Origin of the sequence: Streptomyces spinosisporus (genome assembly GCF_022698145.1) — a bacterium.
In the GTDB taxonomy this organism is placed as follows: domain Bacteria; phylum Actinomycetota; class Actinomycetes; order Streptomycetales; family Streptomycetaceae; genus Streptomyces; species Streptomyces spinosisporus.
The window spans coordinates 89,626-106,699 of record NZ_JALDAX010000013.1 but is presented as its reverse complement, the minus strand read 5'-3'; the positions used below and the strand labels follow the sequence as shown (position 1 = coordinate 106,699).

Annotated in this window: 17 protein-coding genes and 2 pseudogenes; 8 read left to right on the top strand and 11 right to left on the bottom strand. The window is 72.2% G+C overall.

Annotation, left to right across the window (positions count from 1 at the left end; all coding sequences use genetic code 11):
• Nucleotides 1-4: 4 nt before the first annotated feature.
• The 5 genes and pseudogenes from MQN93_RS29625 to MQN93_RS29605 form a co-directional block, all read right to left on the bottom strand.
• Nucleotides 5-682, bottom strand: coding sequence for a response regulator transcription factor (locus tag MQN93_RS29625; protein ID WP_242711956.1), 678 nt, complete (start codon nucleotides 680-682; stop codon nucleotides 5-7).
• Between the two features lie 104 nt (nucleotides 683-786).
• A pseudogene (locus MQN93_RS44545) lies at nucleotides 787-885 on the bottom strand (DNA-binding response regulator); the annotation flags it as partial.
• Nucleotides 886-922: 37 nt separating this feature from the next.
• On the bottom strand, nucleotides 923-2,176 hold the full coding sequence (locus MQN93_RS29615) for a sensor histidine kinase (RefSeq protein WP_242711955.1): 1,254 nt from the start codon (nucleotides 2,174-2,176) through the stop codon (nucleotides 923-925).
• A gap of 143 nt (nucleotides 2,177-2,319) precedes the next feature.
• Nucleotides 2,320-2,790 carry a GNAT family N-acetyltransferase gene (locus MQN93_RS29610; RefSeq protein WP_016436199.1) on the bottom strand — a complete coding sequence of 157 codons (471 nt, stop codon included), beginning with the start codon at nucleotides 2,788-2,790 and terminating at the stop codon, nucleotides 2,320-2,322.
• Between the two features lie 32 nt (nucleotides 2,791-2,822).
• The gene (locus MQN93_RS29605) at nucleotides 2,823-3,596 is read right to left on the bottom strand and encodes an IclR family transcriptional regulator (protein ID WP_242711954.1); all 774 of its coding nucleotides are present in this window, start codon (nucleotides 3,594-3,596) and stop codon (nucleotides 2,823-2,825) included.
• Between the two features lie 183 nt (nucleotides 3,597-3,779).
• Between MQN93_RS29605 and MQN93_RS29600 the strand changes: the two genes are divergently transcribed.
• Both MQN93_RS29600 and MQN93_RS29595 read left to right on the top strand, forming a co-directional pair.
• The gene (locus MQN93_RS29600; protein ID WP_242712065.1) at nucleotides 3,780-5,246 is read left to right on the top strand and encodes an aldehyde dehydrogenase (NADP(+)); all 1,467 of its coding nucleotides are present in this window, start codon (nucleotides 3,780-3,782) and stop codon (nucleotides 5,244-5,246) included.
• Between the two features lie 46 nt (nucleotides 5,247-5,292).
• Nucleotides 5,293-5,901, top strand: coding sequence for a DUF1349 domain-containing protein (locus tag MQN93_RS29595; protein WP_016436202.1), 609 nt, complete (start codon nucleotides 5,293-5,295; stop codon nucleotides 5,899-5,901).
• 397 nt (nucleotides 5,902-6,298) lie between these two features.
• Here MQN93_RS29595 and MQN93_RS29590 read toward each other — a convergent pair whose 3' ends face one another.
• Entirely contained in the window at nucleotides 6,299-7,681 is a 1,383-nt protein-coding gene (locus MQN93_RS29590) for an MFS transporter (protein ID WP_242711953.1), read from the bottom strand.
• 70 nt (nucleotides 7,682-7,751) lie between these two features.
• Between MQN93_RS29590 and MQN93_RS29585 the strand changes: the two genes are divergently transcribed.
• The 6 genes from MQN93_RS29585 (at nucleotide 7,752) to MQN93_RS29560 (ending at nucleotide 12,898) form a co-directional block, all read left to right on the top strand.
• The gene (locus MQN93_RS29585; RefSeq protein WP_242712064.1) at nucleotides 7,752-8,735 is read left to right on the top strand and encodes a GlxA family transcriptional regulator; all 984 of its coding nucleotides are present in this window, start codon (nucleotides 7,752-7,754) and stop codon (nucleotides 8,733-8,735) included.
• Nucleotides 8,732-9,238, top strand: coding sequence for a GNAT family N-acetyltransferase (locus MQN93_RS29580; protein WP_242711952.1), 507 nt, complete (start codon nucleotides 8,732-8,734; stop codon nucleotides 9,236-9,238). The genes MQN93_RS29585 and MQN93_RS29580 overlap by 4 nt, the downstream gene beginning before the upstream one ends.
• 93 nt (nucleotides 9,239-9,331) lie before the next feature.
• On the top strand, nucleotides 9,332-10,048 hold the full coding sequence (locus MQN93_RS29575; RefSeq protein ID WP_016436206.1) for a DsbA family oxidoreductase: 717 nt from the start codon (nucleotides 9,332-9,334) through the stop codon (nucleotides 10,046-10,048).
• Between the two features lie 118 nt (nucleotides 10,049-10,166).
• Entirely contained in the window at nucleotides 10,167-11,216 is a 1,050-nt protein-coding gene (locus tag MQN93_RS29570) for an aminotransferase class V-fold PLP-dependent enzyme (RefSeq protein WP_372504481.1), read from the top strand.
• Nucleotides 11,217-11,256: 40 nt separating this feature from the next.
• Entirely contained in the window at nucleotides 11,257-11,862 is a 606-nt protein-coding gene (locus tag MQN93_RS29565; RefSeq protein ID WP_242711950.1) for an RNA polymerase sigma factor, read from the top strand.
• 34 nt (nucleotides 11,863-11,896) lie between these two features.
• Nucleotides 11,897-12,898 carry a maleylpyruvate isomerase family mycothiol-dependent enzyme gene (locus tag MQN93_RS29560; protein WP_242711949.1) on the top strand — a complete coding sequence of 334 codons (1,002 nt, stop codon included), beginning with the start codon at nucleotides 11,897-11,899 and terminating at the stop codon, nucleotides 12,896-12,898.
• 44 nt (nucleotides 12,899-12,942) lie between these two features.
• On the opposite strand, the gene thpD is transcribed toward MQN93_RS29560, so the two are convergent.
• From thpD to MQN93_RS29535, 5 genes and pseudogenes are all read right to left on the bottom strand, one after another.
• Nucleotides 12,943-13,830: an ectoine hydroxylase gene (gene thpD, locus MQN93_RS29555; protein WP_016436210.1), complete on the bottom strand. Its 888-nt coding sequence runs from the start codon at nucleotides 13,828-13,830 to the stop codon at nucleotides 12,943-12,945.
• Nucleotides 13,831-13,836: 6 nt separating this feature from the next.
• The gene (locus MQN93_RS29550; RefSeq protein WP_016436211.1) at nucleotides 13,837-14,241 is read right to left on the bottom strand and encodes an ectoine synthase; all 405 of its coding nucleotides are present in this window, start codon (nucleotides 14,239-14,241) and stop codon (nucleotides 13,837-13,839) included.
• Nucleotides 14,242-14,303: 62 nt separating this feature from the next.
• Nucleotides 14,304-15,575: a diaminobutyrate--2-oxoglutarate transaminase gene (gene ectB, locus MQN93_RS29545; protein ID WP_016436212.1), complete on the bottom strand. Its 1,272-nt coding sequence runs from the start codon at nucleotides 15,573-15,575 to the stop codon at nucleotides 14,304-14,306.
• 107 nt (nucleotides 15,576-15,682) lie between these two features.
• Entirely contained in the window at nucleotides 15,683-16,198 is a 516-nt protein-coding gene (gene ectA, locus MQN93_RS29540) for a diaminobutyrate acetyltransferase (RefSeq protein WP_037782670.1), read from the bottom strand.
• Between the two features lie 318 nt (nucleotides 16,199-16,516).
• A pseudogene (locus tag MQN93_RS29535) lies at nucleotides 16,517-16,804 on the bottom strand (mycothiol transferase); the annotation flags it as partial.
• Nucleotides 16,805-17,074: the final 270 nt, after the last annotated feature.

Below are 17,074 nucleotides of genomic sequence, written 5' to 3'. Positions count from 1 at the left end.
TTTCTCATCGGGCGCTCATGAAGCCCGCCTCGTAGGCCGCGATCACCGCCTGGGTGCGGTCCCGGGTGCCGGTCTTCGCCAGGACCGCCGCCACGTGCGACTTCACGGTGGCGGGGCCGACGCCCATACGGCGCGCGATCTCCGCGTTGGTCAGCCCGTCCGCCATGTGCCGCAGCACCTCGCTCTCGCGGCCGGTGAGCTGCGCCACCCACGGCGGGGGCGTGGGGTACGCGCGCGCGTGCTCCTCGGCCAGCGCCCGCACCGCCGCCGGGAACAGCAGGCTGTCGCTGCGGGCGACGAGCCGTACCGCCTGGACGAGCGAGTCGGCGTCGGCCCGCTTGAGCAGGAAGCCGGCGGCTCCCGCGCGCAGCGCGTCGTACACGTAGGAGTCGTTCTCGAAGGTGGTCACGACGATGATCCGGGGCGGCCCGTCGACCGTGGCGAGGATCTCCTCGGTGGCCCGGATCCCGTCCAGCCCCGGCATCCGGACATCCATCAGCACGACATCGGGCCGCACCTCCCGCACAACCCCCACCGCCCGCACCCCATCGGCCGCCTCCCCGACCACCTCCAGATCCGATTCGGCGGAGAGGATCGCCCGCAGGGCGGTGCGGACCATGCGTTCGTCGTCGGCGAGGGTGATGCGGATGGGGGGTTTGTGGGCGGTGGGGGTGGGGGTCATGTGGGGTCCTTCAAAGGGAGGCAGGGGCTGGGGCCGTCAGGTGTCGTTCCGGGCGGGTCCGGTTCGGTGGTGAGGGTGGCGCGCGGGGCGGGGCGGACCGCACTGGCGGAGAGGATCGCCCGCAGGGCGGTGCGGACCATGCGTTCGTCGTCGGCGAGGGTGATGCGGATGGGGGGTTTGTGGGCGGTGGGGGTGGGGGTCATGTGGGGTCCTTCAGGGGGAGGGCAGCGTGGGTGGGGGTCATGTGGGGTCCTTCAGGGGGAGGTGGGTCTGTAGGCGCCAGGTGTGGTGCTTCGTGGGGCCTGCCTCGGTGGTGCCGCCCAGGAGGCGGGTGCGGTCCGCTATGCCGCGCAGGCCGTGGCCGCCGCCGGGGCGGCAGGGGGTGGGGGTGCCCAGGGGGTTCTCGACGGTGATGGTCAGGTGGTCGTCGGTCGCGGTGATGTGCAGGGTCACCCGTGAGGGGGCGGCGGCGTGCTTGAGGCAGTTGCTCAGGCCCTCCTGCACGATGCGGTAGGCCTCGCGGGACAGGGCGGGCGGCAGTGCCGCCGGGTCGGCGGTGACGGTGGCCGTCACCCGCAGTCCGGAGGCCCGGACCCGGCGCAACAGGCCGTCGAGGTCGCCGGCGAGGGTGGGCGCCGGGCCGGTGCCGGGAGCGTCGCCGTCGCGCAACACGCCCAGCACGGTGTCGAGTTCGGCGACGGTGCGCCGGGTGGTGTCCTCGATCGCGGCGAGCGCCTCGCGCACGAACTCGGGATCGCTGTCGAGGACCCTGCGGGCCGCGCTCGCCTGCAGGGTGACGGCGCTGAGCGCGTGGCCGACGGAGTCGTGCAGCTCGCGGGCGAGCCGGTTGCGGACGGCGAGGTCGGCGGCCCGTGCCTCGGCCGCGGCGAGCCGGTCCTCCGGGGCGGGCCCGAGCAGCCGGGGCGCGAGGTGGGCGAGGAGCGCGCCGGCCCCGGCCGCGCAGCCCGCCAGCGCCACGAGACAGGCCAGACCCGCCACCGGGGAGAGCGCCAACGCCCAGGACCGGTCGAGGATTTCGGGCAGTCCGAGCCGGCTGTCGCGCAGCCACGCGAACAGCGGCAGCGCGATCAGTACGCCCGCGAAGGGCGGCACCGCCAGCGACATCCCGGCGATCACCCCGCCGAACCCCAGGTGCAGCGTGAACCAGGCCGCCGTGCGCGCCTTCGCGCCCCGCGCGCGGGCGGGGCCGTAGACGAGTCGCTCGGCGTCCACCCCGCACAGCCAGCGCACGGCGCTCGACTCCAGCGGCCGGGTCAGCGGGAACAGCGAGGTGACGGCGGCCAGGGGCAACGCCACGGCGAAGGAGGCCAGTTGCAGCCCGAAGTCCCCGAAGACGTTCTGCGAGCCGGTGAGCGGGCCGACGGCGGTGGCGCCGACGAAGACGTACGGCATGGCGAGCGCGCCGCCGAGGATCAGATGGACCCACCGCAGCCGTGCCCGCCGTCCGAGCAGCAACCGGACGAACTCCCTCACCCGGACCGCTCCCCCTGCACCATGGGCCCACGTTCCCGCACCCGCGCCGGGGCCCGCGTCCTGCCCGGCGACGATCCCGCTCCGCCTCAAGGGGGAGACGCCACAGCCGGAAGGCGTACGAGAACAGGAGGCGCCCGCAGGGCTCACCCCTCCAGCGTCAGCACCACTTCGTCGATCTCCGCACCGCGCGCGTTCGCATACCCCGACACCCGCGCCGTGCGCCGGAAGCCGCACTTCTCCAGCACCCGCAGCGATCCGGCGTTGTCCGCCGCCGCGCGCGCGTACAGCGGGCGTTCACGCACCTCGGCCAGCAGCGCACGCAGGGCCGCCGTCGCCACGCCCCGCCCCCAGTACGCACGGTCCACCCAATACGTGACCTCCCGCTCGCCCGGCTCCCCGTACACCGCCGTGCTGCCCACCACGTCACCGTCGGCCAGGACCGTCCGCGTCACGTCGTCCGACGCGAGGATCCGTTTCCACCGGGCGTCGAAGGCGTCCCGGTCGGCCGGGTCCTCGGGGGTGAAGGCCGCCATGCGCACGGCCTCCGGATCGTTCATCTGCCGGAAGAAGACCGGCAGATCGCTCTCGTGCACTTCGCGGAGTACGACGTCCATGGCGTACGAGCCTAGAACGCCGGGGCCGGGAGTCAGAGCCTGCGGGTCGCCAGGGTCAGCCGGTCCCGTGCGTCGAACAGCGCGTCCTTCACCATCTGCTCGTGCGCGGGCGTCAGCCGCGCCACCGGCACCGAGCAGCTGATCGCGTCGCGCGCCGGGGTGCGGTACGGGATCGCCACACCGAAGCAGCGCAGTCCCAGCGTGTTCTCCTCGCGGTCCACCGCGAAGCCCTGCTCACGGACCTGGTGCAGCTCCTCTATGAGCTTCTCGCGGTCCGTGATGGTGTTCTCCGTCAGGCCCGGCAGCGTCTCCGGGAGCATCTTGCGCACCTGCTCGTCGGTGTACGTGCTCAGCAGCGCCTTGCCCAGCGAGGTGGAGTGCGCGGGCAGTCGGCGTCCCACGCGGGTGAAGGGGCGCAGATAGTGCTGCGACTGGCGGGTGGCCAGGTACACCACGTTCGTGCCGTCCAGGCGCGCCAGGTGGATCGTCTCGGTGGTGTCGTCCGACAGCCGGTCCAGCGTCGGCCGCGCCGCCGCGACCACCTCGTCGCCGTCGATGTACGACGTGCCGACCAGCAGGGCCCGCACCCCGATGCCGTACCGCGTGCCCGTCGCGTCGGTCTCCACCCAGCCCAGCTCCACCAGCGTGCGCAGCAGCATGTACAGACTGGACTTGGGATAGCCGACCGCCTCCTGCACCGAGGCGAGCGAGTGCATGCCGGGGCGACCGGCGAAGTACTCGAGCAATTCAACGGTCCGTACCGCGGACTTGACCTGCGCCCCGCCGCCTGTCTCGACTGCCGACATCGCCCTTGACCCCTTCGTTCGCCGGGAAATAGTCTCCAACGGCATATTCATCATCAGAGACAGCGTTCAGTATATCGAACGACCCTGGTGAATGACCCGGATATACCTGGAGGGACCGCGGTGGCAGCAGCACCAGTCTGGAGTGTCGACCCCCGAACCGGGAAGCAGCGTGAACAGGTTGCGGTGGAGGCCACAGCCCAGGAGGTCGACACCGCCGTCCGGGCCGCGCACGCGGCGCGCGCCTCCCTCGCCGACCGCGCTGTCCGCGCCGCCTTCCTGCGCACCGCGGCCGAGCAGCTGCAGGCCGCGCAGGACGGGCTCGTCGAGACCGCCGACGCCGAGACCGCGCTCGGCCCGGTCCGGCTCACCGGTGAACTCGCCCGCACCTGCTACCAGCTGCGCGCGTTCGCGGACATCGTCGACGAGGGCGCCTTCCTCGACGTGATCATCAACCACCCCGACGACACCGCGACCCCGCCGATCCCGGACCTGCGCCGCTACAAGGTGCCCCTCGGCGTCGTCGCCGTCTACTCGGCCTCCAACTTCCCCTTCGCCTTCTCGGTCGCCGGCGGCGACACCGCGAGCGCGCTCGCCGCGGGCTGCCCCGTCGTGGTCAAGGCGCACCCCGACCACCCGGCCCTGTCCGAGTACGTCGCCAAGGTGCTGCGCCGGGCCGCCGCCGCGCACGGCATCCCGGAGGGCGTGGTCGGGCTGGTGCACGGCTTCGAGGCCGGCATCGAGCTGGTCCGGCACCCGCTGGTGTCCGCCGCCGGCTTCACCGGTTCCGTCAAGGGCGGGCGGGCGCTGTTCGACGCGGCCGCGGCCCGTCCGGTGCCGATCCCGTTCCACGGCGAGCTGGGCTCCCTCAACCCCGTCGTCGTCACCGAGGCCGCGGCGGCCGAGCGGGCCGAGGCGATCGGTGCGGGCCTCGCGGGGTCGATGACGCTCGGCGTCGGGCAGTTCTGTGTGAAGCCCGGCCTGGTCCTCGCCCCGTCCGGCGACGCCGGCGACCGGCTGCTGAAGTCCCTGACGGACGCGGTCAGCGACACCGACGCGGGGGTCCTGCTGGACCACCGCATGCGCGACAACTTCCTCGCCGGGATCGCCGAGCGCGTCGAACTTCCGGGCGTGGACTCGCCGGTGACCCCCGGCGCGGGCGGCGAGCACACGGTCAGCGCGGGCTTCCTGACGGTGGCGGCGGACAAACTGGCGGCCGAGGGGGCCTACGACCTGCTCCTGGAGGAGTGCTTCGGGCCGGTGACCGTCGTCGCGCGCTACGAGAACGACGACCAGGTGCAGTCCGTGCTGTCCCGGCTGCCCGGCAACCTCACGGCGACGGTGCATCTGTCGGCGGAGGAGGCGGCGGGCGAGGGCCGGGGCGCCGAGCTGCTGGCCGAGCTGACCCCGCTCGCGGGCCGGGTCCTCGTCAACGGCTGGCCGACCGGTGTCGCGGTCGCCCCGGCCCAGCACCACGGCGGCCCGTACCCGGCGACCACGTCGACGTCGACCTCGGTGGGCGGGACGGCGATCGAGCGGTGGATGCGGCCCGTGGCGTACCAGGGGGCGCCCGAGGCGATCCTTCCGCCGGAGCTGCGCGACGACAACCCGCTCGGGCTGCCGCGCCGCTTCAACGGCCGGCTGGAGCGCTGACGACCCCAGGCCCGCACCGACCGCCCGCAGGTGCCACACTCACGGGATGGACGTGGAACTCCCCGAACTGCCCTTCGCACTGCGCACGTACGGCCCCGAGGGCAACTGGTCCTACGAGGACGGCATCCTCACCGGCTGGGCCGGTCCCCGGCAGGACCGGTTCGTGCCGCCCACCGGCGAGGCCCTGGAGCCCGCCTCGGACGCGCCCCGGCTGCTCGGGGCGCCCGAGGGCGACTTCCAGCTGATCGCACGCGTCACGGTCGGCTTCGCCGGCGCCTTCGACGCGGGGGTGCTCTACGTCCACGTCGGCGAGCGGGCCTGGGCCAAGCTCTGCCTGGAGTACTCCCCGGACGTGCCCACCGTGTGCACGGTGGTCACCCGGGGCCACTCCGACGATGCCAACTCCTTCACGGTGGACGGCAGTTCGGTGTGGTTCCGGGTGAGCCGCACCGGCCGCGCCTTCGCCTTCCACGCCTCCCGCGACGGCCACCACTGGACCTTCGTCCGCCTCTTCACCCTCGGCACCGAAAAGGAAACCGGCGACGCCCTCATCGGCTTCATGACCCAGTCCCCCCTGGGCGAGGGCTGCGTGGTCACGTACGACCACCTGGAATACCGCCCTACGTGGCCGAGCGACTTGCGGGATGGAAGCTGAGGGGGGCGCCTGCGGCGGGCGGGAGCGGGTTTGGGCGGGTGTGTCTGACGTGGCGGCTTGGGTAACGGGAGTTGAGCTGCCTGCGGCGAGCAGGGCGGGCAGGTCTGGCGTGCCGCCGGTGACGGTCGGGATTGCGGGTCTGCCCATGTGGACGGGTCGCCCGTGGGGCGGCAGATGGGCCGTCGCCTGCGGCGGGTGCGGGCGACGGCCTGGCGTGGGTCCCAGGGCGGCTGCGGCAGGTGGCTGACTTTGCCGCTGGGCCTGCGGCGCGGGCCGCGGTCGTGATGGGCGAGGCGGCGGGGCGCCCCAGCTGGGCGAGCGCCCTGCCTGGCGGAAGCTCAACGAGCGCCCACTTCAGTGCAGGCCCGCGTGGTCACGGGCGGGACTGTCGGCCCTGCTACGTGGCCGATCGGCCCGGGAGACGGGAGCTGAGCGCTGCCGTCGTGGCCAGCAGGGCCGCACTGCACAGCAGGCTCAGGCGCATCCCGGACTCGAAGTCGTCCGCGACCAGGCCTCCGAAGACCGCGATGCCCAGGCCGCCCGAGATCTGGCGGGCCGCGTTGAGGAGGCCTGCGGCGACGCCTGCGCGATCGGCGGGGACGGCGTCCATCATGGCGGCGGTCAGCGGGGGCACCGTCAGGGCGCAGCCCACGGCGAGGGGGATCAGCAGCGCGGCCACCAGGGCCGGGGGCGTGCCGGCGTCGACGTAGAGGAGGACGAGCAGCGCGACGACGGCCAGGGCCTGTCCGACCGTCATCGGCAGCCGGGGGCCGTAGCGCCCGGCGAGCTTGCCCGCGGCCACGTTCGTCACCGCGATCAGGCCCGTCATCGGCAGGAACAGCAGCCCCGCGAAGAGCGGTGAACGCCCCTGCACCTGCTGGAAGAAGAGCGAGAACACGAACACCATGCTGTAGAAGGCGACGCTGACCGCCGCCCCCGCCGCGACGGTCACCGTCACGGTCCGGTCCCGGAACAGGGACAGCGGGACGACCGGATGCGCCCGGCGCGACTCGACGCGCAGGAACGCCGCCGCCGCGACGACGGCCACCACCAGCGCAGCCCACCCGGCCGCCCCGCGCTCGATCGCCGCGAAGGTCAGCGCGGTCAGGCTCACCACCGCGGTCGTCTGCCCCAGAAGGTCCAGCGGTGCCGGACGGCGCTCGGAGCGCGGAGTGCGGGCTGCCAGCAGCAGGATCGTCGCGCCCACCGGCACGTTCACGAAGAAGATCGCCCGCCAGTCCCACGCCGTGGTCAGCAGCCCGCCCGCCACGGGCCCGAGCGCCACCGCGAGCGAGCCGCCCGCCGCCCACACGGCCACCGCTCGTGCCCGCCGCACCGGATCCCCGTACGCCTGCCGCACCAGCGCGAGCGACGCCGGCAGCACCACCGCCGCCGCGACCCCCTGCACCACCCGCGCACCGATCAGCGCCGGCAGCCCGGGCGCCAGCCCGCACACCACGGAGGCCAGCGTGAACACGCCCGTGCCGAGGGCGTACGCACGGCTCGCCCCCGCCCGGTCCGAGAACGCGCCGGTGGACAGCATCAGCGCCGCGAAGGGCAGCGTGTAGGCGTCCACCACCCACTGCAGCCCGGACATCCCGCCGTCGAGCGAGGCACCGATCGACGGCAGCGCCACGTTGACCACGGACGCGTCCAGGCAGATCAGCGCGAACCCGAGCAGGGCGGCGACGAGGGTGAGTGCGGGAGCAGGTCTCTTGGGCGCCAACTCGCGCTCGGAATAGGGGAGTTGTTCACTCCCGAGGGTCTGTTCGGTCGACATGGCTCCATGCTGCGGATCTCCGGGGCCGTACAGTAGTGGCCTGAATGCCATGCACCCGGAGGTTCTGGCCATGCCCGCGCACCGCATCGCCGTCATCGCGCCCTCGCCCGTCTCCATGTTCAACCTCGCCATCCCGGAGATGATGTTCGGCAAGGTCGAGGTGGACGGGCGGCCCGGCTACGAGGTGGTCATCTGCGCCGCGGAGCCGGGCCCCGTGCCCACCTCCGGCGGACTCGACCTGCACGTACCCCGCGGGCTCGATGCGGTGCACGAGGCGGACACGGTCGTCGTCGCGGGCACGGGCGCCCCCTACGAGCCGGACCCCCGCATCGTGACCGCCCTGCGCGAGGCGGCCGGCGCCGGCAAGCGCATCGCGTCCCTGTGCACCGGCGCCTTCCAGCTCGCCGAGGCGGGCCTGCTGCACGGCCGCAGGGCCACCACGTACTGGGCGCACGCCGAGGAGCTGCGCCGCCGCTACCCGCAGGTCGACCTCCAGGGAGACGTCCTCTACGTCCAGGACGGCCCGTACGTCACCGCCTCCGGCTACGCCGCCGGCATCGACCTGTGCCTGCACGTCATCCGCACCGACTACGGCGCCGCCGTCGCCAACGAGGTCGCCCGCCTCTCCCTCGTCGCCCCCGTACGCCCCGGCGGCCAGACCCAGTTCACCCACACCCCGCTGCCACCCGAGCGCGGCACCTTCTGCGCCGACACCCGCGGCTGGGCCATGCGCAACCTCGACAAGCCGCTCACCCTCACCGACCTGGCCCGGCACGCGGGCGTCTCGGTGCGCACCCTCACCCGCCGCTTCCACGCCGAGAGCGGCGTCAGCCCCCTGCAGTGGCTCCTCCACCAGCGCATCGAGCGCGCCAAGGAGCTGCTGGAGACCACCCGCCTGCCCATGGACCAGGTCGCCCGCGCCTGCGGCCTGGGCACCGCCGACTCGCTGCGCACCCATGTGGTCCGCAGGACCGGTCTGACCCCGAGCGCCTACCGGGCGCAGTTCACCCGCCTGGGAACCGGGGCCGCCGGGGACACGTCCTCCGCTGCATGATCGCAGCGAACCGGGCCCTCGACCCCCCGATGATCAGAACCGCCCTGCCCGCCGAGGCCGCGGCCGTCGCCGAACTGCATGTGCGCGCCCGCTCCACCTACTACCCGGACGGCCTCCCCGACGACGGCCGGGACTGGCCGGCGCTGTGGGCCCGGGCCATCGAGCGCCCCGACGGCCATGTCCTGTGCGCGGTCCGCGACGGCCACCTGGTCGGCATCGCCTCCTTCCGCACCCCGGAGGGCACCCCCGCAGACGCGGTCAAGCTGTTCCAGTTCCACGTCGACCCCGGCCACTGGCGCTCCGGCGTCGGCACGGCCCTGCATGCCGCCTGCGTCGAGCAGTGGCGGGCCGACGGCAGAACGGCGGCCGTCCTCGACGTGCACGTCGACAACCACCGCGCCCAGGCCTTCTACGCCCGCCAGGGCTGGGTCCCCGACCCGCAGAACCCGCCCGCCGAGGACGACCACCACCTCTTCCTGCGCTTCTCGGTGCCGGGGGAATGACCGGCGCTGCTTGAACGTTCACGCACTGAGGCGGAGGGTGTCTCCGTATCCGATGTGTCGGTACGTCCGTACGAGCGGGAGAGAGCGCAGCGCATGAAGGTCGAGATCTGGTCGGACATCGCCTGCCCCTGGTGCTACGTGGGCAAGGCCCGCTTCGAGAAGGCGCTCGCCGCCTTCCCGCACCGCGACGGGGTCGAGGTCGTGCACCGTTCCTTCGAGCTGGACCCGGGCCGCGCCAAGGGCGATGTGCAGCCGGTGATCACCATGCTCACCAGGAAGTACGGCATGAGCGAGGCGCAGGCCAGGGCGGGCGAGGAGAACCTCGGCGCGCAGGCCGCCGCCGAGGGCCTGGAGTACCGCACCAGCGGCCGCGACAGCGGCAACACCTTCGACATGCACCGGCTGCTGCACCTCGCCAAGGAGCGGGGCCGCCAGGACGAGCTGATCCAGACCTTCTACCGGGCGAACTTCGCCGAGGAGCGCTCCGTCTTCTCCGAGGGCGACGAGCGGCTCGTCGAGCTCGCCGTCGCGGCCGGACTGGACGCCGACGAGGCCCGCAAGGTGCTCGCCGACCCCACCGCCTACGCCGACGAGGTCCGCGCCGACGAGCGCGAGGCCGCCGAGCTCGGTGCGAACGGCGTGCCGTTCTTCGTCCTCGACCGCAAGTACGGCGTCTCCGGCGCCCAGCCCGCCGAGGTCTTCACCCAGGCACTGACCCGGGCGTGGGGCGAACGGCCGCCGCTGCAGCTGATCGACGAGGGTGACGCCGAGGCGTGCGGCCCCGACGGATGCGCCGTACCGCAGCAGTGACCCCGTGACCCGGCGCCCGGCAAAGCCGCAGGTGGCGACCGATCTATAAGGACTGCTTGGCGAAACCACGCAGAAATCGGCAATGGACTATGGGTTCCGGGGGGCCCACAGTGGGTCCATGGAGACCTTCGAGAGCCTCGTCCGAGCCGAGTTCGCCCCGAAGAACACCTACCTGAACACCGCGAGCACCGGCCTGCTGCCCGACCGCACCGTGACCGCCCTGCGTATCGCCGTCGAGGCGGCCGCCGCCGGGCGGCCCACCGACATGTTCGCCGACGTCGAGGCGAGCCGCGCCTCCTTCGCGCGGCTCGCCAAAGTGCCCGGCCGCCGGGTCGCGGCCGGTGCCTCGGTCGCCGTCTACAGCGGACTGATCGCCGCCTCCCTGCCCGAGGGCGCCGAAGTCCTCACCGCCGAGCACGACTTCAGCTCCGTCGTGAACCCCTTCCACGTCCGCTCCGACCTCAAGGTGCGCGCCGTGCCGCTGGAGCGCCTCGCCGAGTCCGTGCGGCCCGGCACCGCCCTGGTCGCGGTCAGTGCCGCGCAGTCCGCCGACGGACGCGTGGCCGACCTGCCCGCGATCCGGGAGGCGGCGCGCGAGCACGGGGCGCGCACCTACGTCGACGCGTCCCAGGCCGCCGGATGGCTGGACCTCGACGCGGACGCCCACGACTACACCGCCTGCGTCGCCTTCAAGTGGCTCGTCTGCCCGCGGGGCGTGGCCTTCCTGGTCGTCCCGGAGGACCTCGGCGGACTCACCCCGCTGTTCGCCGGCTGGGTCGCGGGGGAGCACCCCTGGGACGCCTGCTACGGCCCCATCGACGAACTCGCCCACTCTGCACGGCGGTTCGACGAGAGCCCCGCCCTCTTCTCCTACGCCGGCGCCCGCCGCTCCCTGGAGCTGCTGGAGGAACTCGGCGTCGACGCGGTGCGCGCCCACGACCTCGCGCTCGCCGACCGCTTCCGCGCGGGCCTGGCCTCGCTCGGCCACGAGCCCGTCCCGTCACCCGGCTCGCCCATCGTCTCCGTGCCCGGGCTCGGCCGCCGCCAGGGCGAGCTGAGCAGCGCGGGGGTGGAGGTCTCCGACCGCGCGGGCAACCTGCGGGCGGCCTTCCACCTGTACAACACGCTGGCCGATGTCGACCGGCTGCTCGACGTCCTGTCCGCCTGAACCACTGGCGCGGTGCCTGCGGGGACGCTAGGAAGGGCACGTGGAGTCCACGGGCGAGACCTCCGTGCGGCAGCCCGCCGACGCGGAGCTGCACCGGCGGCTGGTGTACGGGGACGAGTCCGCGCTGGCCGAGGCGTACCAGGCGTACGGGGCTCTGGTGCGGCGCGTCGCCGTGCGGGTCACCCGCAGTCCGGGCGCCGCCGAGGACGTGGCGCAGGAGGTCTTCGCCCAGCTGTGGAGCAGGCCCTACGCCTTCGACGCGGCCCGCGGCTCGCTGCGCACCTGGCTGTCCATGCTCGCGCACCGGCGGGCCGTGGACTGGGTGCGCAGCGAGGCCAGGCACCGCAAGGACGCCCGCGCCGACGACTCGGCCCTGCACGCCATCCCGGACGCCTCGCCCGGCCCGGACGAGACGGTCGTCGACCGCGAGCGCTCGCTGCTGCTGCACTCGGCCCTCGCCGAACTCCCGCAGCCGCAGCGGGAGGTGGTCCATCTGGCCTACTTCGCGGGCCGCACCTACCGGCAGGCCGCCGTGGAACTCGGCATCCCGGAGGGCACGGCCAAGACCCGGCTGCGCACGGCTTTGCGATCCTTGGCCGAGTCTTTGGCCGACCCGCCCGATCCCGCGCTCGAACGGGGCGCATGATGGCGACACGGGAAGCCGGGGAAGGAGGCCCGCGATGACCGATCACGACGCCGTACGCGATCTGCTGGCCGCCTGGGCCTTCGGCGCCCTGCCCCCGGCCGAGCGGCAGTCGGTGCCCGCGCACCTCGCCGAGTGCGAGACCTGCGCGGCGGAGGCGGCACGGCTGCGCGAGACGGTACGGCTGCTGGACGGACCGGCCATGAACGGCACACCACCGCCCGCCACCTCCGACGTGCTGTCCGCCGCCCTGGGCGCCCGGCCGGCGGCGCCCCGGGTCGCCGCGCACGCGGCCCCGTACGCGGCCGCCGTCGCCGGGGTGAAGGCGCTGCTGCCGGAGGCCGAGGGCCGCTGGAGCACACCGGTCGTGCACGACTGGGACGTGCACGCGACCCTGGCCCATCTGCTCGCCGCCGACGAACCGCTCGCCGGCCGGCTCGGCATCGCGCCGCGCGTGCCGGCGACCCCGGTGCCCGAGGGCATGAGCTGGGGGGAGGCCTGGGACCGCCGTACCGCCGAGGTCATCGCGCACGAACACGGCCGTACGCCCGCGCAGACGGTCGGCGACTGGGCGGCGCAGGCGGCCGCCCTGCTCGCCGCGCCCGAGGCCCGCGTGCCCGAACTGGCCGCGCGCGCAACGGAGTTGATGGGGGTACGGCTGCCGGTCGCCGACCACTACGTGGTGCGCGCCTTCGAGACGTGGATCCACACCGACGACATCGGCCGCGCCCTCGGCCTCACCGTCCCGCCGCCGCCCGCCGGGTACTTGGGGCAGCTGGTGCGCCTCGCCGTGCGCGTGCTCGGTCTCGCCCTGGGGCCCGCCGCTCCGCCGGTGCTGTTCGCCGTCGACGGGGACCAGCAGTGGGTGCTGGGCTCGGAGGACGAGCCGGTGCACGGCGAACTCGCCCTGGACCCGGTGGACTTCTGCCTGCTGGTCGGTGGCCGGCACACTCCCGACCAGGTGCCGCACCGCGCCACGGGGGACGAGGGCGCGGTCAGGAACGTACTGGAGCGGGCGGCGTCACTGTCGTGGCTGTGAGGCCACAGGCGTGACGCCGCCCGCTCCAGAAACGATCAACGCCGCTACTTCACCGGGGTGAAGTCCCGCGCCCCGATGAACTCCGGACGCCGCACGGGGGCCGCGAACGGCTCGACCGCCTCGTTCTCCACGCTGTTGAACACGATGAAGACGTTGCTGCGCGGGAACGGCGTGATGTTGTCACCCGAGCCGTGCATGCAGTTGCAGTCGAACCAGGTCGCCGAACCGGCCTTGCCGGTGAACAGCTTGATGCCGTAGTCGCTCGCCATCGCGGTCAGCGCCTCGTCCGAGGGCGTGCCCGCGTCCTGCATCTGCAGCGACTTCTTGTAGTTGTCCTTCGGCGTCTCGCCGGCGCAGCCCAGGAACGTCTTGTGCGAGCCCGGCATGATCATGAGGCCGCCGTTGGTGTCGTAGTTCTCGGTCAGGGCGATCGAGACGGACACCGTACGCATGTTGGGCAGGCCGTCCTCGGCGTGCCAGGTCTCGAAGTCCGAGTGCCAGTAGAAGCCGCTGGCGCCGAAACCGGGCTTGACGTTGATCCGCGACTGGTGGACGTACACGTCCGAGCCGAGGATCTGCCGTGCCCGGCCGACCACCCGCTCGTCGCGCACCAGCTGCGCGAACACCTCGCTGATCTTGTGCACTTCGAAGACCGAGCGGATCTCCTTGGACTTCGGCTCGACGATCGAGCGCTCGTCCGCGCGGATCTGCGGGTCCGTGACGAGCCGGTCCAGCTCCTGTGCGTAGAGCGGGACCTCGTCCGGGGCGATCAGCTGGTCGATGGCGAGGAAGCCGTCGCGCTCGAACCCCTGCAGATCGGTCGCCGAGATCGGGCCCGGGGTGTCGGGCGAGCCCCAGACGACCGGGTCCTTGCGCGGCACGGACACCTCGACGGGGCCGCGGCTGGGGTAGAGATCAGTGATGGCGGTCATGTGATGTCACACCTCCTCGGGCTCGGTGAGCAGCGGGTAGACGCCGTTCTCGTCGTGGTCCTCCCGTCCGGTCACGGGCGGGTTGAAGACACAGATGCAGTGGAAGTCCTCCTTGACCTTGAGCGTGTGCCGCTCATGGCCGTTGAGGAGGTACATCGTGCCGGGCGTGATGTGGTACGTCTTCCCGGTCTCGCGGTCGGTCAGCTCGGCGTCGCCCTTGGTGCAGACGACGGCCTCGATGTGGTTCGCGTACCACATGTTCGTCTCGGTACCCGCGTACAGGATCGTCTCGTGCACCGAGAAGCCGACCCTCTCCTTGGCGAGGACGATCCTTTTGCTCTCCCAGGTGCCGGACGCGGACTTCACATGCCGGTCGGTGCCTTCGATCTCCTTGAACGAACGGACGATCACGGTGGTGCCTAGCCTCCTAGTTGATGCCCAGGGTTGGGCCTTTCCCGGTTGTTCGGGCTTGTTCAGGCGGTCTCGCGCACGGCGCGGGCGAGGATGCTGAGCCCCTCGTCCAGTTCCTCGGCCGTGACGGTGAGCGCCGGGAGGAGTTTGACGACCTCGCTCTCCGGGCCCGAGGTCTCGATGAGCAGCCCCAGCTCGAAGGCGCGGCGGGCGATCCGGTTCGCGCGCTCCTTGTCGTGGAACTCCATGCCCCAGACGAGACCGCGGCCCCGGTACTCCTTGACGGCGTCGGGGTTCTCCTCCGAAATGGCGACGAAGGCCTGCTCGACCTGCTCGCCACGGGCGCGGGTCTGCTTCTCCATCGCGGACCCGTCCGCCCAGTACGCCTCCAGCGCGGCCGTGGCCGTGACGAAGGCGGGGTTGTTGCCGCGGAAGGTTCCGTTATGCTCGCCCGGCTCCCAGATGTCCAACTCGGGCTTGAACAGGCACAGCGACATCGGCAGTCCGTAGCCGCTGATGGACTTGGACACGGTGACGATGTCCGGGGTGATGCCCGCCTCCTCGAAGGAGAAGAAGGCGCCGGTGCGGCCGCAGCCCATCTGGATGTCGTCGACGATCAGCAGCATGTCCTGGCGCTCGCACAGCTCGGACAGCGCGCGCAGCCACTCGGGACGCGCGACGTTGATGCCGCCCTCGCCCTGCACGGTCTCGACGATCACGGCCGCCGGCTTGTTCAGACCGGAGCCCTGGTCCTCCAGGATCCGCTCGAACCACAGGAAGTCCGGGACCTGGCCGTCGAAGTAGTTGTCGAACGGCATCGGGGTGCCGTGCACCAGCGGGACACCGGCGCCGGCCCGCTTGAAGGCGTTGCCGGTGACGGCCAGCGAGCCGAGCGACATGCCGTGGAAGGCGTTGGTGAACGACACGATGGCCTCGCGGCCCTTCATCTTCCGCGCCAGTTTCAGCGCGGACTCCACGGCGTTGGTGCCCGTCGGGCCCGGGAACATGACCTTGTACGGCAGGTCGCGCGGCCGCAGCACCAGGTCCTGGAAGGTCTGCAGGAAGGAACGCTTGGCGGTGGTCGACATGTCGAGCCCGTGCGTGACGCCGTCGCGCTCCAGGTAGTCGATCAACGCCCGTTTCAGGACGGGGTTGTTGTGTCCGTAGTTCAGCGAGCCGGCCCCGGCGAAGAAGTCCAGGTACTCATGGCCGTCCTCGTCGTACATGCGGCTGCCCTGCGCACGGTCGAAGACGGTGGGCCAGCCGCGGCAGTAGCTGCGCACCTCGGACTCGAGGGTCTCGAAGACACTGAGGTCGGGCTGGGTGATGGTCACGACGATTCGCTCCTCGTTGCGTGGGGGAGTGCGTGGGGGTCGTCAGGGGGGGGCTGGGAAGTCCTCGGTGACTTCTCCAGAGAAAGACCAGAGAAAGACGAGAGAGATCAGAGGGAGAGGGGGCCGATGCGGTACAGGACCTCGGGGTCGTGGGGCCCGTCGGGGAACAGGCCGGTGTCGAAGAGCACCTCGCGCTCCACGTCGGCGCCGTGCCGTTCGGCGAACGAGGTGAACAGGCGCTGAGAGGCGGAGTTGCCGGGCGAGATGGTGGTCTCCAGGGCGGTGATCCGGTGCTCGCCGGTGCTGCGTGCCACGAGTCCGTCGAGGAGGGCGGCCGCAAGACCGCGCCCGCGGTACGCCTCGTCCACCGCGACCTGCCAGACGAGCAGGGTGCGCGGGCGGTCGGGCCGGATGTATCCGGTGACGAAGCCGACCGGCGACCCGTGGGCGTCGCGTGCCACGGCGGTGGTGCCGGCGAAGTCACGGCACCACAGCAGATAGCTGTACGACGAGTTCAGGTCGAGCGTCTTCGAGTCACGGGCTATCCGCCACAGCGCGGCTCCGTCCGCCACCGATGGACGGTCGATTTGGAGTTCTGCTCGGTCTGCTTGTGCGGCAGTCATGCAAATTGAACTTACCGATGGAAAATCAAAAATGCATGGCCTGATGGGGTTACGGATGCGGGGCGTGTGTGTTATCGCGCGGGCGCGAGGGCGGGCGAAGCGGGTCGGCGAAAACGCCTGGTTTGTGGGGGATATACCGCCCGAACCGGGCGGAGTGTGGAACGCGTCACAGCCGTGGAACCCGCACGAGATCTGCCCGAAATACACCCGATGGTGTTCGCGAAATCTTTGTGTTTAGGACGGAGAAAAGCGGGCAGAAGAATACGGGAAGCTGCCCCTGATAATCCCCTGAGAATCGTACTCCGAATAGCGCCGAATTCAGGCTCCGGTTACTCCGTCGATACGCTCGCGCAGGATATCCGCGTGACCGTTGTGCCGGGCGTACTCCTCGATCATGTGCAGAAACACCCAGCGCAGCGCGACCTCCATACCGGCCATCGGCCCGTCGGCGATCCGCCCCACGCCGTCGAGCGGCCTGCCGGCACACACCTCACGCCCCCGCGCGATCTCCCGCTGCCAGACGGTGAGCGCCTCGCCGATACCCCGCTCCGGGTCGAGCCCGTACCCGCTGACGTTCCCGTCCCCCCCCCACACGGGCGGTACGTCTTGGGGGGGGCAGTGCCCGGAGGGGATGCGGGGCGCGTGGTTCTGCTGGGGGGTGGGAGGGCGCCCGGAGGGGGTCCGGGAGTGCGTGGTCTCCTGGGATTGGGGGCAGTGCCCGGTGGGGTGCCCGGGGCGTGGTCTCTGCCGGGAGTGGGGAGCGGTGCGCTGGCGTGGGCTTTGCAGGGAGCAGGGAGCAGTGCGCGTAAGGGGTGCAGGGGACGTAGTCCCCGCCGGGGTTGAAGGGGCGGAGGCCCTGGGGGATGGGACGGGTAG